13 protein-coding genes and 2 pseudogenes are annotated in these 15755 nt (G+C 59.8%); 12 read left to right on the top strand and 3 right to left on the bottom strand.

All coding sequences use genetic code 11. The features are described 5' to 3' along the window. The first annotated feature begins 148 nt into the window (after window positions 1-148). From egtB to tal, 3 genes are all read left to right on the top strand, one after another. On the top strand, window positions 149-1426 hold the full coding sequence (egtB, locus tag FJ959_RS11800; protein WP_140581457.1) for an ergothioneine biosynthesis protein EgtB: 1278 nt from the start codon (window positions 149-151) through the stop codon (window positions 1424-1426). A 34-nt stretch (window positions 1427-1460) separates the two neighbouring features. Further along, the gene (locus FJ959_RS11805; protein ID WP_140581460.1) at window positions 1461-1715 is read left to right on the top strand and encodes a DUF2171 domain-containing protein; all 255 of its coding nucleotides are present in this window, start codon (window positions 1461-1463) and stop codon (window positions 1713-1715) included. Between the two features lie 116 nt (window positions 1716-1831). Continuing rightward, window positions 1832-2860 carry a transaldolase gene (gene tal / locus FJ959_RS11810; RefSeq protein WP_140581463.1) on the top strand — a complete coding sequence of 343 codons (1029 nt, stop codon included), beginning with the start codon at window positions 1832-1834 and terminating at the stop codon, window positions 2858-2860. Between the two features lie 172 nt (window positions 2861-3032). Here the strand turns inward: tal and FJ959_RS11815 are convergent, their stop codons facing one another. The 3 genes and pseudogenes from FJ959_RS11815 to FJ959_RS32590 all read right to left on the bottom strand — a co-directional run. Then, complete coding sequence (locus FJ959_RS11815) at window positions 3033-3986, bottom strand: AraC family transcriptional regulator (RefSeq protein ID WP_210239510.1); 954 nt, start codon at window positions 3984-3986, stop codon at window positions 3033-3035. Window positions 3987-4433: 447 nt separating this feature from the next. Beyond that, window positions 4434-4700 (bottom strand): annotated as a pseudogene (locus FJ959_RS31990) (S16 family serine protease); the annotation flags it as partial. A gap of 12 nt (window positions 4701-4712) precedes the next feature. Further along, window positions 4713-5144 (bottom strand): annotated as a pseudogene (locus tag FJ959_RS32590) (L-histidine N(alpha)-methyltransferase); the annotation flags it as partial. A gap of 182 nt (window positions 5145-5326) precedes the next feature. On the opposite strand from FJ959_RS32590, the gene FJ959_RS11825 reads away from it, so the two are divergent. From FJ959_RS11825 to FJ959_RS11865, 9 genes are all read left to right on the top strand, one after another. Further along, window positions 5327-6124 carry a gluconate 2-dehydrogenase subunit 3 family protein gene (locus FJ959_RS11825; protein ID WP_140581469.1) on the top strand — a complete coding sequence of 266 codons (798 nt, stop codon included), beginning with the start codon at window positions 5327-5329 and terminating at the stop codon, window positions 6122-6124. A gap of 9 nt (window positions 6125-6133) precedes the next feature. Then, window positions 6134-7894: a GMC family oxidoreductase gene (locus FJ959_RS11830; RefSeq protein ID WP_140581472.1), complete on the top strand. Its 1761-nt coding sequence runs from the start codon at window positions 6134-6136 to the stop codon at window positions 7892-7894. A gap of 25 nt (window positions 7895-7919) precedes the next feature. Further along, window positions 7920-8297, top strand: coding sequence for a cytochrome c family protein (locus FJ959_RS11835; protein WP_140581475.1), 378 nt, complete (start codon window positions 7920-7922; stop codon window positions 8295-8297). Window positions 8298-8640: 343 nt separating this feature from the next. After that, entirely contained in the window at window positions 8641-10230 is a 1590-nt protein-coding gene (locus FJ959_RS11840; RefSeq protein ID WP_210239511.1) for a GMC oxidoreductase, read from the top strand. 74 nt (window positions 10231-10304) lie between these two features. After that, window positions 10305-12230, top strand: coding sequence for an FUSC family protein (locus FJ959_RS11845; protein ID WP_140581478.1), 1926 nt, complete (start codon window positions 10305-10307; stop codon window positions 12228-12230). Then, a complete protein-coding gene (locus FJ959_RS11850; protein ID WP_140581481.1) occupies window positions 12230-12433 on the top strand; it encodes a DUF1656 domain-containing protein in 204 nt (67 codons plus the stop codon). Before FJ959_RS11845 ends, FJ959_RS11850 begins: the two co-directional genes overlap by 1 nt. Window positions 12434-12443: 10 nt before the next feature. Further along, window positions 12444-13619, top strand: coding sequence for an HlyD family secretion protein (locus FJ959_RS11855; RefSeq protein ID WP_140581484.1), 1176 nt, complete (start codon window positions 12444-12446; stop codon window positions 13617-13619). Between the two features lie 235 nt (window positions 13620-13854). Continuing rightward, window positions 13855-14772, top strand: coding sequence for an NADP-dependent oxidoreductase (locus FJ959_RS11860; RefSeq protein ID WP_140581877.1), 918 nt, complete (start codon window positions 13855-13857; stop codon window positions 14770-14772). Between the two features lie 61 nt (window positions 14773-14833). Next, window positions 14834-15751: an NADP-dependent oxidoreductase gene (locus FJ959_RS11865; protein WP_140581487.1), complete on the top strand. Its 918-nt coding sequence runs from the start codon at window positions 14834-14836 to the stop codon at window positions 15749-15751. Window positions 15752-15755: the final 4 nt, after the last annotated feature.

Below are 15755 nucleotides of genomic sequence, written 5' to 3' on the forward strand. Positions count from 1 at the left end.
GGTCGCTCGAAGCGCGACAAGGTGGCGAGGATTGGACGGTTGGACACGGCTTTAAGATTCTCGACTTCCGAAAATTGCATGGCGTTTAGTCCGCGCGGTGCCATGCCCGTTGCGATAGCTCATTCCGAATTCATACTGAGGACTTGCAATGGCTTCTGCGCATCTTTTCCAATCGTCACTTCAACCCTCTGACCTTGAGGGGTTCTACCGCGAAGTCCGGCACACGAGCGAGGCGCTCGGCGAGCCTCTGTCCGACGCCGATGCGACTGTTCAATCGATGCCCGATGCGAGCCCCGCAAAGTGGCATCTCGCACATACTACCTGGTTTTTCGAGGCGATGGTGCTCTCGCGTTATGTGAAGGACTACAAGCCCTTCGACGAGAAGTTCACGTTTCTCTTCAATTCGTACTACGAGACGCTGGGAGCGCGACAGCCGCGTCCGCGGCGCGGCATGGTTACGCGGCCGACGTTGGATGAGATCTACGCCTACCGGTCACATGTCGACCACGCCGTTGCGAAGCTGCTCAACTCTCGCCCAGCCCGTGCGGTTGCAGAACTGATCGAGCTCGGATGCCACCACGAGCAACAGCACCAGGAACTCCTGCTCACGGACATCCTTCATCTGTTCGCGCAGAATCCAATCCGGCCGGCTTATCGTGACCCTGCCCCGGTGACGGTCGAGACCGCAATGCTTCCCGCCCTCTCCTTCACCGACTTCGATGGAGGAATCGTCGAGATCGGCCATGGCGGCGCGGGTTTCGCCTTCGACAGTGAGGGACCGCGACACCGCGTATTGACGGAGCCGTTCCGCCTCGCCAATCGCCTGGTGACCAACGCAGAGTGGATGGAATTCATCGAGGACGGCGGCTACACCAAGCCACTTCTGTGGCTGTCCGAAGGTTGGGCAAAAGTCCTGGCCGATCGCTGGTCGCATCCGCTCTACTGGGAGATGCGCGAGGGACAGCATTGGACGATGACGCTGCGAGGCTTCCAGTTGGTCGACCCGACAGCGCCCGTCGCACATGTCAGCTACTTCGAGGCCGATGCTTTCGCCACGTGGTCTGGAAAGCGGCTGCCGAGCGAGGTGGAATGGGAAGTTGCGGCGCAGAAGCTCGACGTCGACGGTAATTTCCTCGATCTCAATAGGCTTAGGCCAAAGCCGGCATCGCCGCAGAAACCAGGCTTGCAGCAGCTGTTCGGCGACGTTTGGGAGTGGACGCGCAGCCCGTTTTCGCCTTACCCGTGCTTCCGAGCGGTCGAAGGCGCCGTCGGCGAATACAATGGCAAGTTTATGTCCGGGCAGTTTGTTTTGCGCGGCGGCTCTTGTGTCACGCCGCCCGGACACCTCCGTGCGACCTACCGCAACTTCTTCCCTGCGCACATGCGTTGGCAGTTCGCGGGCCTCCGCTTGGCCGAAGATGCGTAGCCCCAAAGGAATCGATGCAAAAAGGAGAGACTCGATGACCACGGACAAGATAGCTCGGAACATGGAAGTGATCGGCGCGGACGGCGTCCACATTGGCACCGTGGACGCAGTTGTCGACGGTCGCATCCGACTCGCCAAGCGTGACAGCGGCGAAGGCCAGCACAAGGGCCATGCACATTTCATCGATGCTGGTCTGGTCGCCGACATCGAGGGGCAGAAGGTTCGCCTTTCAGCGAATGCGGCCGTTGCGGTGACATTCGAGGAAGAACAATCGGGCAAGCCGGTCTAAAAACAGAGCCCCTTAATCGTGACAACGCCGAACTCGGAGAACAGCGGCCTCGCTCGGTGAGAGAAACGGCATTGCGGTGTGTCTTCGGCTCGGACCAACATGAGAGGAAGACGGCCTTGGCGTCAAAACTTGATCAGCTCCGCACAATGACCACGATCGTCGCTGACTCCGGAGATTTCGCGGCGGTCGCACGTCTCAAGCCGACCGATTGCACGACGAATCCAACGATAGTTCTGAAGGCCATTGACACTCCGGAGTACGGGAATGTTGTCGATGAAGCGTTGGCCTGGGGACGGAGCCAGAGCGGCGACGGTGCGCGACTTGCTGCAGCGACGGCCGATCGGCTCGCTGTGTCCATCGGTGTCGAACTGTTGCGACTCGTGCCAGGCTACGTGTCGACCGAAGTGGATGCGAACCTCTCGTTCAACATCGGGGCATCAGTCGCAAGAGCGCGTCAGATCATCGAAGCCTACAAGCAACGTGGCATCGAACCCGAGCGCGTTCTTATCAAACTCGCTTCGACATGGGAGGGCATACGCGCTGCACAGATCCTCCAAGGCGAAGGCGTGAAATGCAACATGACGTTGCTATTGAACCGTGCACAGGCAATCGCCAGCGCCGAGGCAGGTGCCTTCCTGATCTCGCCATTCGTAGGCCGCATCTATGATTGGCACAAGAAGTCCTCCGGAAGGGACTTCACTGCCGACGAGGACCCTGGAGTTCGATCCGTGCGGGACATCTACGGCTACTACAAATCAAACGGAATCGAGACGATCGTCATGGGCGCGTCGTTCCGTAACACTGGCCAAATCGAAGCGTTGGCCGGATGCGATCGCCTTACGATCGCGCCGGCCCTTATGGATGCCCTTGCTTCCGAAGAAGGCCGGATCAAACGTGTCCTGGCGCCCACGGCCCCGGAGCCACGTTCCTTGCGAACGGCGGAAGACGAAATCTGCCATTGGTTCGTGAGCGAAGACGCCGTCGACCTAAAACACCTAGCCCCCGAAGGGCCGATGGACGAAACAACCTTTCGGTGGATCATGAACGAAGACGCCATGGCGACCGAGAAGCTGGCGGAGGGTATTCGCGTTTTCGCGAATGACTTAAAAGTTCTCCGCCGCAGGATTGCCGAACGTCTTCTTTGAGCTCCATGACGCCGCCACACCCGAGAGCGTTTGCGTTGCCCGCGTAATCTTGCCGTCCACCTTAATAGTTTGAGTTTCGAGCCGTCCGATACCGATCGAAACGACGGATGGAAATTGCACGAAGCGCATCGCGCAATGACTGCATCTATGCACCCGCCGCTTGAAGTCCAGCTTAGGCTGCATCCGATTCCTCGATCACGTCATCGGCTGTCGTCGAACTGACAAACGGAGGTCGCTGCGCCTTGGCACGGTATTCAGACGGGTCATCACCATGTTGTCTGCGGAAAGCACGCGTGAAGCTGCTACGGCTCTGGTAACCGGCATTCAACGCAACTTGATCGATAGACAGCGCGTTTGCCGCAAGCAGATCCGCTGCGTGACGCATCCGCACCCGGCGAAGCAATGACATCGGCGACTCTCCGAAGGCGGCGGAAAAACGCGCCATGAAAGCAGATCGGCTGAGACCGACAGCGTGAGAGAGGCTCTGAACGGTGTGCGCCGCGGACGGGCGCGAGGCCATTTCGGCAAAAGCTCGTGCGATCGGCGGATCGCTTAAGTTTGTAAACCGTTCGACCCACGCGTTCGTCGACACCAGGCATCGCCGAAGTAAGGTGATGAGGACAAGTTTCAGCAGTGCCGTCGACATGGGCCCCCCACCAACGTCCTGGGCCGTAAGCTCTGCCATTGCATAAGCCATAACCTGGTCGAGTTGGTCGTGCACGTCGAATTCTTCGACAATGGGCGTCGCGAGAGAAGCGAACAAGTCGAGCGCCGGACCGTAGTGCGCGCGAAAGGGCCCGCATGCGAGCACCAGTTTCGGCTCTCCCTCTCCAATGCTGTGCCGCTGCGAAGAGCCTAGTGTGGATCCGCCCACTCCGTGTTTGCCCCCATTCCGCGGCGCTATCGGATGCTCCGACGCAGTGATCGTGACAGCTTGGCCAGGGGGGACAATCACCAGTGTGTGAGGTGTCAGGCGTATGGGCGCTTCATTGTCAAGGAGGATAAATCCGGTGCCCCGAAGGCAGTAATGGATGGTCGGAGCCGCCGCGCGGGCAAGCGCCAGGTGAGCGTCCGCCGCAAGCGCGCATTCCGACAGCCTGACGAAGGTGACGTCCAAGGTCGTCATCAACTTGTCGAGATCTTGTCGCGATATACGCCAGAACGGCTCGCCTGCCACGTCCGGAAGCCTCTATGATGCTCGGGCCCACATCAGCTTGGCTCTGGGACAGCGGGTCGATGCCATCTCACGCAGGCAGCCTACTGCAACTGGGCGAAGGGCCGTTCCGCGCTCCAACCTGATCTGGGATTTGATCGGTTTAGTCTTCGTTGCCTTCAATTGAAGACGCTAGACAATCACCCAGTTGCGGTCGATGGAGTAGTGGTTGCCGCCGAATTTGATATATTCAGCCGCAACATGAATAGTCTGGCTGAGCGTCGCGATGACGGGCAAAACTCAATGAATCCACCGGAGCTAATGCCGACGTTTCGTCAGGGACACCTCGCGTTGATCCCTCGCGGAGCATTCGATCGACCCATCCTGGCGCAGCGGCGCCGGTGATTCAGGGGCGGATCATCACTGCGCCCGCCGCGCGGCAAGCGGCACCTGCTGGGACTGCGTCGCCACATCTGTCGCCGACGCGGCTGGATTTGCAATCTCCTCCAACGCCGCTGCTATTGCGTCGTCGACACGTTCAAGCCAAACGAACTCGAGCTTATCTCGAGCGCCGGCGGGGATATCATCGAAGTCGCGTCGGTTGCGGGCGGGTGGAAGCACGCGAGTCAAACCTGCAGCTGCAGCGGCGACAACCTTCTCCTTGATCCCACCTACGGGCAACACGAGTTGCCGCGTCCGCAGGATCGATGGCTCCGCTCGCGTAGGATAGTAGTCTTCAAGGCGCGTGATGTCTTCGAACAGTGAGCCCCGCTCGTCATACAGCCAGCGGCACGGGATCGCCTTTTGACGGCGGGACAGTCCCTCGCCCACACCGGATCGAATGAGGCTGTTGTCGGTATCGGACAGCGTTGCAGTCAGATTGTCCATCGACGCGTTCATCCTTAAAGGGCCTGACGGGAGTGCCGCGGGCCGTGCGCCGCCGCGGACTAAAAATACGGCGGCAAATCGCGCCGCTAATCCACAATCCGTCGCCGTTCGTCCAGACACATAACAAGCGCCCCAATCGCAGTGGGCTTGTCCGGAAAAATCCAGAGATCGACGAGTTTGAGATGGCCCGCGACAGATCAGGCAAGGGTTCGAACGACGATACCTGGCGCCTATCGAAAGCATGTCCAAAGGGAATTTCTAATTCCGCCCGTCCCGTCCGATCCTGACAACGATTGGCCGGCTGAGCACAGGCGGTCAACGCTTCATTCAGACTGCCGCGTGGAGCCTCCGCGCCATGCATGGGCTAGAGTCCGTTATGGGATCACGTGGTTTTGCCACGACCAAGAAAGTGAACCGCAACGCCAATGAGCAATGATCAGAGCGACAAATTTCTTCATCCGAACCGTCGGGGCTTCCTCGGCGTGGCAGCCGCCACCGGAGCCGCTTCGCTCGCTCCGGCCATTCTCGTAGGTTCAACCGCGACGACCGCGGCTCTCGCGGAAGCATCCGAGCCTGTCTCCTCCTCCCAGGCCGGAGATGCTTCCGCGAGTATTCCTTCAGCGAGGCTGCCGTCGCCAACACTCGGATATCTATCGTTCGGCCCTGACGAGGCGGGCCTGGTCGAGGCGATTGTCAATGTCATGTGTCCTGCCGACGCTTTAACACCAGGTGGCGTCGATTGCGGGCTTGCTGTCTATATCGATCGACAAATGGCAGGCAGCTTCGGCAAGGGCGCGCGTCTTTATATGCGCGGCCCCTGGCACGAGGGTAAGCCTCAGCTTGGGTATCAATCGCCGCTCACGCCCGAGCAGTTTTTCAAGGCAGGGCTCGCTGCCGCAGATGCGGCCTGCCGAAAACAGAATGGCAAGAGTTTTAGCGAACTCGATGAGAGCGCTGCCGACCATTTTCTCCATGAAATTGCCGAGGGGAAGGTGGTGGACGAGCGCATCCATCTCTCGACATGGTTCAACGAACTCCTCTATCCGCTGTTTGAGCAAGCGTGCTTTGCCGACCCCATCTACGGCGGCAATGTCGGCAAGATTTTCTGGAAGGCAATTGGCTATCCGGGTCTGCCTGCGGTTCATTCCCAAGACATGATCGATTTCCGCGGCAAGCCCTTTCCAGGCGCTGCTGACCCGAAATCCATCGCCGACTTCGCTTGAGAGGATATCATGGCTACACGCTTGAAACGCCGCGCTGTCGTGTTCGTCGGCGGAGGATTTACCGCGGCGCTTGCCGCCCGCCAGCTAACTGCCAAAGGCGTCGACGTCGTCGTCCTCGAACGGGGGATCGACCGGACCCATACCGCTGCCACCAGCCTGCCGTCGCAGCGTGATGAGCTGCGTTGGGACGTACACGGCGAGCTCTTTCAGGACTGGTCCGTCCAGACTTACACGCTCCGCCACAATGGCGGCGAAGCGGCCTTGCCGATACGCCGCGTCCAGGCTTTCAAATCAGGCGAAGGAATGGGTGGCGCCGCCAATCACTGGAACGGTCAGACCTGGCGCTGGGGCGAACATGATCCCGCCCTGCGCACCCATCTCGAAAGCCGGTATGGGAAGAAAGCGATTCCGGCGGACATGGCGATCCAGGATTGGGGCGTCACTTATGCTGAGTTGGAATCGTATCACGATCAGTTCGAAAAGCTGTTCGGGATCGCCGGCAAGGCTGGCAATCTTGGCGGCAAGGTGCAGGCCGGGGGAAATCCGTTCGAGGCTCCAAGGAAGAACGAATATCCGCAAAAGCCATTGCCCATCACTGAGGCGGGCGTGATCTTCAGCGAGGCAGCCAAAAAGCTCGGCTACAAGCCGTTTCCGATGCCGGCGGCGAACTCTCCGGCCGCCTACTCCAATCCCGATGGCATGCAGCTTGGCCAATGTCAGTTCTGTGGCCATTGCGAGCGCTTCATCTGCGAGGCCAACGCGAAGGCGAGCCCGGAGGTCTTGCTCTACCCCATGCTAAGACAGCGCAAGGGCTTCGAGTTACGGCTGCAAACGCACGTTCTCGACATTCTTTATGACAAGAAGGCAAAGCGCGTAAAAGGCGTTCGCTACATCGATCGCGTAAGCGGCGAGGAGTACGAACAGCCGGCAGACGTTGTCGTACTCTCTTCCTTCACGATGTCGAATACCAAGTTTTTGCTGATGGCAGGCATCGGTGCGGCTTACAATCCGAAGACCGGCAACGGCGTGGTCGGCAAGAATTTCTGCCACCAGACGATGTCCGGGACGCGCGTCTTCTTCAAAGACCGCTGGATTAATCCGTTCCTGGCGTCCGGTGCCTCACAAACGGTGATCGACGAATTCAACGGCGACAATTTCGACCATAGCGGCCTCGGCTTCCTTGGCGGTGGCTACATCTACGCCAACGTGACGAACGGGCGGCCGATTACAAGCCGGGCAGTGCCTCCGGGCACCCCGAAATGGGGCTCGACTTGGAAGAAAGCCAACGCCGATTGGTATGCGCACAATTTCAGCATATCAGCCCATGGAAGCTGGTATCCGCATCGTGAGAACTACGTCGATCTCGATCCGACCTATGTCGATGCCTATGGACAGCCGCTCCTTCGCATGACGTTCGACGTACGCGAGAACGAACGCAAGATGTCGGTCTATTTGTCGAAAAAGATCGATGAGATCGCAAAAGCGACGGGCGCGGACATCGCGCCGCCGACAGCTCCCCGGACGGGACCTTATGATAGCCGCGTCTATCAAACGACCCATATTACTGGCGGCACGATCATGGGAAGCGACCCCCTGACCAGCGTCGTCTCCCCTCATCTGCAGCACTGGGATGCGGAGAACCTCTTTGTCGTCGGTGCATCCGTCTATCCCTTTAACGCCGGCTACAATCCCACAGGTCCGCTTGGAGCGCTGGCGCTTCGCCTTGGCGATGACCTCAATGATTACGTCGCGCGGCCGCGCCACCTCTAATCGTCATCCACGAAGGGCATTCTCTATGAAAGGCGTTGGCAATATTGCCGTGTTTATAATGGTTGTCGGGCTTGCCGACGTGACAGCGAACCGAGGCTATGCGCAGGACGTGGAGCACGGAAAGGTCGTCTTCAAGGCCTGTGCTGCATGCCACGCGACGGATCATGCCAATCGTGTTGGGCCAGGTCTGGGAGGCGTCATCGGCAGGAAGGCCGGTTCGGTTGCCGGATTCCGCTACAGCAATGCGATGAAGAAGTCCGACATCGTGTGGGACGTGAAGATCCTCGATGCGTATCTGGAATCACCACAAAAAGTCGTTCCCGGAAACAGAATGCCCTATGCGGGGCTGAAGAATTCCGAGGACCGAGCGGACCTCGTTGCCTATCTGGCTACGCTGAAGTAGAGGCGATGGTCCGCGCGCAGGGGCGGTTGTTGATCCCGGCGCCCGACCACCTGTTCCAATTGCCGCTGCGTATCGTTTTGATAGTGCCGGGGAATGGCGCGGTGCCTGTCTCCCTCGCCTTCGCGAGTTGATCCCGTTTGCACGCAAGGCGCCGCTTCGCATTCGGCAGCGCACGGCAATAACGGCCGTCTATCGACTCTATGGCGAGAGGTGATTTCCCTCGCTGGCGTTGGAACGTCACTTTCTCAGCTAGATGGCCAGAACGCTTCCAACGGCCGGCACGGAGATGTGCGCCGCTTCCATTTACCGAACGATCCAAACGGCACAAATAGGGAAGACAATAATGTCCGATGACGCCTTCGATATTGTCATTGTCGGCGCGGGCGCCGCCGGCTGCGTCGTTGCAAGTTATCTCGCTGAACATACCGACGCATCGATCGCCTTGATCGAAGCGGGCAACGTGGACCACGATCCGTTAATTCACATTCCAGCCGGCTTCGCCAACATGCTCGCGCATGGCAGAAATGTCTGGAAATACGAGACTGTTCCTCAGCACGGCATCAAGCGCGCCTATCGCTCGGGAAAGGTGTTGGGCGGGGGCTCTTCGGTCAATGCGATGGCATACGTCCGTGGCCAGAGCCGTGATTACGCGGCTTGGCAAGACGCCGTGGGCGACACCGGCAAGTGGTCGTATGAGGATCTGCTTCCCGTCTTCATGGTGCAGGAAAGCAACGACACCTTCCACGATAAATTCCACGGCATCAACGGCGGACTCGCGGTCCAGCAGCCCAAGGGCATCAACGCACTGAACCAGTATTGTCTCAAGGCGTTCCAGGAATACGGCGTTCCTTTCAATCCGGACTATAACGGCACGAGCTCGATTGGTGTTCGCCGGTGCACTCTGCGGTCGGAAATCAGCGACGGTGCAGCGCGGTCGACGCATATTTTGCGCCCACACCTCGCCTCGGGCCGCGTGGCCCTTTTCACCAACAAGACCGTCATCCGCATTCTCATCGACAATGCCCGCGCGGTTGACGTCGAGTTGAGCGATCTGGAGACAATCACGACCGACCAGGTCGTGCTTTCGGCCAGGTCCGTTCACAGCACTAACATTTTGATGCATTCCGGCGTCGGTCCGGCCGCGCAACTGCGCCAGCATGGGATTGCGGTGATCGTCGATTCCCCGGAAATCGGGGAAAATATGCAAGACCACGCAATGGTCCCGGTCCGCGCCTACGTAAAGGGTGATCTCGGTTATCAAGCGACCGCCCATGGTCTCGGCACCATAAAGGCGGGCCTGCGTTATCTCGTTACCAAGGATGGTCCCGCGGCCGGCAACGGCATCGAAACGGTTACCCACTGGAACCCTTCGGACTTCACCGCAGACCCGACGATTCAATGCTATCACGCCCCCATTATTGCTAACGAAGGGCTTGCTCCGACAGGCGATAGGTCCGGCATCACATTCGAACTCGTGGTGCTTCGGCCCAAGAGTCGCGGCTGGGTTCGGCTTGCCGACAGTGACCCGACGTCGACGCCGCTGATCAATCCGAATTTCATCGGGGAAGAAGACGACTTGAGGTCGGCCGTGCAATCGGTGCGGGCAATCCGCGAGGTCATGGCCCAAGGTTCATTGGCGTCGGTGATCGAGGAAGAGCTGGACCCTGGTCCGAACGTCCAATCGGACGGAGAGATTGCCGAATGGGCAAAGCGGGTCGTGACGACAATGTGGCACCCAGTTGGTAGGTGCCGTATGGGGCAGGACGCACGGGCAGTGGTTGACGCAAGACTTCGGGTCCGCGGGATCGACCGTCTCCGCGTCATTGACGCCTCCATCCTGCCAAACATCACCAGCGGAAACACGAACGCGCCGACGCAGGCGCTCGTACGCCACGGCACGGCAATGCTGGTCGAGGATCTTACAAGAAATTAAGGGCCGCTTTCCCAAGGCGGCAACGGCCGCGGTTCGCCGCAGGGCGAGAAACCCGAATCGGGGAGTAGTTGTGTTTGACGCTGCCTGAACAGATGAAGCTCCGTCCGTTAGGGTTTCCTCTCGCCGCCTGGGCTTTTGCCGGCCGAACCTGGCTGGCGGCGGTTCTGGCCTTGTATGTAAGCTTCTGGCTCTCGATCGAGATGCCGTCGATGGCGATGGTAACAGTTGCGATCATCGCCGAACCAACGCGCGGCCAGGCACTGGGCAAGGCAGTCTTTCGTGTCCTGGCAACGACAATCGGCGTGGCCGCTTCTATTGCCCTAACCGGGCTTTTCTCCCAGTCGCGCGATCTTCTCTTGATCGCCTATGCCGGCTGGATAGGTCTCTGCGTCTACGCCGCAGGAATGCTCGACGGCAATCGGGCCTACGCGGCGGTCCTGTCGGGCTTCACCGTTGCTCTGGTTGCGATCCAGGAAATCGACAATCCCGGGCACGTGTTCGAGGCGGGTATGATGCGCGGCGCGGCAATTCTCATCGCAATTGCATCCGTTGCGATCGTCAACGACCTACTGGGGTCGCCGGATCGTCACACCAAGCTACTGGGGCAACTGGCCGATATCCATCGCCGGATCGCCGACCACGCCAAAGCGGCGATCCTTGGCGAACCGATGGAACCAATGGCGTCCGCTGCCCTGCTCGCCGAAATTGCCGCGCTTCGGCCAGAGATCGCGACGCTGGTGTTTGAGTCGAGTAACGGCCGGGCCAGAAGCGTAGCGGCGCAGAACGTGGCCGCCGCGCTTGTGGCCGAGTTACATGCCGCTCGAAGTCTTGATGTCCTTCCGGTGATTGCAGACCAGACGAGCGCTAAAAGAATTGCGCACGCGCTTGACCGCGACGAAAAGGCTCGCCAGCCGTCGCCATGCGCGTGGCGAGTCAAGAAGCAAGCGGATGCAGACGCGACGGTGCCGTTGGCCTGGACGCTTGAGGAATTGCTGAGAAGAGACGATCAGGTTCGACAGAACATCGCTGCCCTGCGCACTGATGGGAGTCCCTCCTGGCGATGGCGTGGACTGATCTATCGATCGCACCGCGCGGCAATTGAGTCTGGAGTTCGCGCGGCGATCTGGGTTGCGTTGGCGAGTGTGTTTCTCGTCTATGCGGGTTGGCCCGCGGCAAACACTTCGTTGGCGCTCGTTGGAACGTTCGTGGGACTCGGGGCGATAACGCCCAATTCACGTGCAACCACTGCCCTCGCGCTCATGGCTGCGCCCGTCGGCGGTGTTCTGGCTGGCCTTCTCGAGTTTGTCGTCCTCGATGGCGTCGACGCGTTTCCGCTCCTTGCCATCGGCCTAGCGCCGCTGATTATCGGCACCGCGCTGCTGATATCATCGCCCAATCGCCTGATGTCGGCGATTGGCCGATTTACGCTTATCTACAGCCTGGTAATTGCCTCGCCGACCAACCCCCAGACCTACAACGGGCAATCGTACCTCTTCTTCTTCCTCCTCGCTTGCCTTGCGCCCGCCTTGTTGTTGGCGACGCAGTTTCTTGTACCTCCAGTCCCTCAGGAGAGGCGGCGAAGATGGATGTTAACGTCGTCCCGCGAAGACTTTGCTCAGGGCCCCCCGCGTGGCCGTCGGCATGAGCCTGAGGAGGAGATGTTTCGCGACGCCGTCAGGATTGGGCAAATCCTGTCCACAGGGACAAATCCGGAGACGATCGGCGAAGTTCTTTCACATTTCGACCAATCCTCGATTCTCCGATTGTGCGACACCAAGCTGAAGGCTCTCGCCGGCGGCCCCTTGGCGGGGTTGGTTGAAGACGTACGCGCCGCGTTCAACAAGCGTGAACCGCGGGCAATTCGTGCCATTGCCCACCGCTTGAACCAAGCAACACCGCCAAATCATTCGATTACCGATCTCCGCGCCGCGCTAATGGTCGCGAGCTATCACGCTGAGGCGGCACTAGGGCGACGTGCTCATCTTAGTGAGACCGCGTGATGGCTCATTCCTTCCACGACTTGGTTATTGGCGGGGTCTTGGTCGCACCCTTCATGACCTATGCGGTTGCGGCTCTGTTCGTCGTGCTTCTGACGAAGCCGCTGCTGCGAACTGTCGGTTTTTGGCGGCTCTTCAGCAATGCCGCGATTGCCGAACTCAGCCTCTACATCACAATTCTGGGCCTGATTGCCTTGTTTCTCTGAGGGAAAATTGATGGATGGTGCCAGCCAAGACAAGGTGATCGACCGAGAAGAACCGGGATCCGCCACGTTGCCTGGATCGACCGAGAGCGATGTGTCAGTCGGGCTAAGCGCAGTCGCACGTGCGAAATCCGGAGGACGTCAATCTTGCGGGCCAGAGATCTCCGTCGCGTTCGCCACACCACCGGTCGGACGGCGAACAAACATCACGCAAGCTCTTCTGCCGATTTCTCGCAGACTTGCAACGTTGGCAATATTTCTTGTCGCGGCGATGATCTCACTCGTGGTGTGGGACCAGTATGTCGTCGCGCCTTGGACACGCGACGGGCGCGTACGAGTTCAGGTTGCGGGCGTTGCACCTCGCGTGTCCGGCCAGATCACAAAGCTGTGGGTCTCCGACAACCAATTCGTCCATAAGGGAGATGTACTCTATCAGATCGAGCCATTTGATTTCGATGTTGCGTTGCGCCTGAGCAAAGCAGTTTTGGAACAAAAAGAAGCCGACAACTATGTAAAGGAGTTGCAGTCGGAACGCCGGAAGCAGTTGTCGGAACTGTCGATCTCGAAAGAACAGCAACAGATCTTCGAGGGCAGCGCCCGACAAGCTAAAGCCGCGGTCGACGTTGCGCGTGAACAGGTCGCCCAGGCAGCCGTTAACTTGAAGCGAACCGAGGTCCGCAGCCCGGTCAACGGCTATGTCACGAATCTTCTCCTACGAGTAGGCGACTATGCGCACGAAGGAGTTAGCAACATCTCGATCGTCGATACCGACAGCTTCTGGGTGGACGGCTATTTCGAGGAGACAAAGTTAGCGCAGATGTGCATTGGGGATCGCGCAGAAGTCAAACTGATGGGCTACGCAGCCCCGCTGATGGGTCATGTAACGACGATCACCCGAGGCGTCAGCGTATCGAACGCTGCGGCCGGCCCTCAGGGTCTTCCAAATATCGACCCGGTCTATACGTGGGTACGACTGGCGCAACGCGTGCCGGTCCGGATCGCTATTGATAGGGTTCCGCCCGGCATGCCGCTCGTCTCCGGAATGACAGGAACAGTGACGCTGCGCGACGGCTCCCAGCCGGATAAGAAATCCTGGCTGCTTCGCGTGAAGCGTGCGGTCGGAACGAGCCTCTCCCACATAGTTCGCGGCGTGGCTCCGGAACCTGGCTGTATCGCCTCCAAGCCTTGAGTGAGCGCCCGAGGCCCGGACCGCCCTGGATCGACGGCCACCCTTCATGACGGTCGTTATGCCGCGATCGCGCCGGGACGACGGCCCTTATCGAGTTCATAATTGTCGCGCGGCCCTTTGGTGGCATCGATTCCATAGCTGACGGTCATTAGACGACAGATTTTCGCCGCTCTATTTTCCGCTATCTGCGAGAAATTCAGAAGATCGCAAGATCTCTCATCCCGGAAAGCAGATGATGAAGGCAATCGTTGTTACGGATCAGGCTTCCGGAACGTCCGGGATGAAGTTGGTCGACGTTCCCAAACCAGAGGCGGCGATAAACGACGTCCTCGTCGAGGTACATGCGTCGGGGTTCACTTCGGGTGAGCTGATATGGCCCTCGACGTGGACCGATCGTCTCGACCGTGACCGGACTCCATCTATTCCGGGGCAGGAGGTTGCCGGCGTGGTCGCGTCTCTCGGCTACGGCACGACCGGGCTCTCGGTTGGACAACGGGTATTTGGCCTTTCGGACTCCTATCGTGGCGGCACACTGGCCGAATATGTAGCGATCGAGGCACGCAATCTCGCGCCGCTACCGGGCGATGTCGACTTCACAGTCGGGGCGAGCGTGGCGATGCCGGGCCTGACCGCATGGCAGGGGCTATTCCAGCACGGCCGTCTTCGGACGGGACAGAGCGTCCTCGTGCACGGCGCCGCCGGCGCAGTTGGTTCGATGGCGACGCAGCTCGCGCGCGAATTCGGCGCCTACGTCATCGGCACCGGCCGCGCTGCCGACCGCCAGAAGGCGCTCGACCTTGGCGCCAGCGAATTCGTCGATCTCGAGAATGAAGTCTTGAACGATGTCGGTCGCGTCGACCTGGCGTTCGATGTCATCGGCGGAGATGTCGCCACGCGGTCAGCAGGGTTGATCCGGGATGGAGGAACGCTCGTGACCATCGCTGGACCGACCGAGGCGCGACCTCCAAACGGCCGTTCGGTGGACTTTGTTCTCGTCGCGGACCGCGCCCAATTGGGCGAAATCATCCAGCGTGTGCGGGACGGCCGATTGCAAACCAATATCGGCCACATAGCGTTGCTCGATGATGCCGTCGCCGCATTTAATCCGACCAAACGGATCAGCGGAAAGACGATCATCCGCATTCGCCCATGAGCCAACCAAGCCGATGACGGGACCATCCCACCAAAGAGGCTGATCACTGAGGACAATTCCGATGAAGGCGATCGTGGTATCCGACCAGGCGGCAGGAACGGCCGGGATGAAGCTGGTGGCGCGGCCAGAGCCGCAGGCGGCGATCAATGACGTCGTCGTTCAGATTCATGCTTCGGGGTTCACTTGGGATGAGCTGACCTGGCCCCCGACCTGGACCAATCGCGCCTTCCGCGACCGAACACCGTCGATCCCTGGGCACGAGGTGGCCGGAGTGGTCACGGGTCTCGGATATGGCACGACGGGTCTATCGCTGGGACAGCGGGTCTTCGGCCTTACGGACTGGTATCGGGACGGCACATTGGCGGAGTATGTGGCTGTCGAAACGCGAAACCTCGCGCCACTACCCGGCGGCGTCGATTTCACAGTCGGTGCGAGCGTGGTCATGTCCGGCCTGACTGCATGGCAAGGTCTGTTTCAGCACGGGCGGATCGAGGCCGGCCAGCGCATCATCTCACACGGTGCAGCGGGCGTCGTCGGTTCGATGGTCACCCAGCTTGCGCGTGAGGCTGGCGCTTACGTCATCGGCACCGGACGCGCCGCCGACCGTCAGTCGGTGCTCGACTTCGGCGCCAATGAATTCGTCGATCTCGAGAACGACGCTTTGGAGGACGTCGGTACAGTCGATCTGGTATTCGACGTCATCGGCGGTGACATCGCGAAGCGTTCCGTGCGCCTGGTGCGGCCCGGAGGAACGCTGACGACCATCATGGGCCCGGCTGAAGCACGGCCCGTGGATGGCCTCACGGTGGATTTCGTAGTCGAGCCCGATCGCGCGCAACTGAACGAGATCATCCAGCGGGTGCGAGACGGTCGACTGCAAACGAACGTCGGTAAGATTGCGGCCCTCGACGATGCCGTCGCCACCTTCAACTCGACCGAGCGACGCAAGGGAAAGACGATTATCCGCGTTCGTCCGTGAGGGA

The sequence above is a fragment of the Mesorhizobium sp. B2-2-4 genome (genome assembly GCF_006442375.1).
Lineage (GTDB): Bacteria > Pseudomonadota > Alphaproteobacteria > Rhizobiales > Rhizobiaceae > Mesorhizobium.

Coding starts and splice junctions, on each gene's coding strand:
- FJ959_RS11830 (WP_140581472.1), top strand. CDS start 6,134: ATGGCTACACGCTTGAAACGCCGCGCTGTCGTGTTCGTCGGCGGAGGA.
- FJ959_RS11815 (WP_210239510.1), bottom strand. CDS start 3,986: ATGACGACCTTGGACGTCACCTTCGTCAGGCTGTCGGAATGCGCGCTT.
- FJ959_RS11805 (WP_140581460.1), top strand. CDS start 1,461: ATGACCACGGACAAGATAGCTCGGAACATGGAAGTGATCGGCGCGGAC.
- FJ959_RS11825 (WP_140581469.1), top strand. CDS start 5,327: ATGAGCAATGATCAGAGCGACAAATTTCTTCATCCGAACCGTCGGGGC.
- egtB (WP_140581457.1), top strand. CDS start 149: ATGGCTTCTGCGCATCTTTTCCAATCGTCACTTCAACCCTCTGACCTT.
- FJ959_RS11840 (WP_210239511.1), top strand. CDS start 8,641: ATGTCCGATGACGCCTTCGATATTGTCATTGTCGGCGCGGGCGCCGCC.
- FJ959_RS11865 (WP_140581487.1), top strand. CDS start 14,834: ATGAAGGCGATCGTGGTATCCGACCAGGCGGCAGGAACGGCCGGGATG.
- FJ959_RS11850 (WP_140581481.1), top strand. CDS start 12,230: ATGGCTCATTCCTTCCACGACTTGGTTATTGGCGGGGTCTTGGTCGCA.
- FJ959_RS11860 (WP_140581877.1), top strand. CDS start 13,855: ATGAAGGCAATCGTTGTTACGGATCAGGCTTCCGGAACGTCCGGGATG.
- FJ959_RS11855 (WP_140581484.1), top strand. CDS start 12,444: ATGGATGGTGCCAGCCAAGACAAGGTGATCGACCGAGAAGAACCGGGA.
- FJ959_RS11835 (WP_140581475.1), top strand. CDS start 7,920: ATGAAAGGCGTTGGCAATATTGCCGTGTTTATAATGGTTGTCGGGCTT.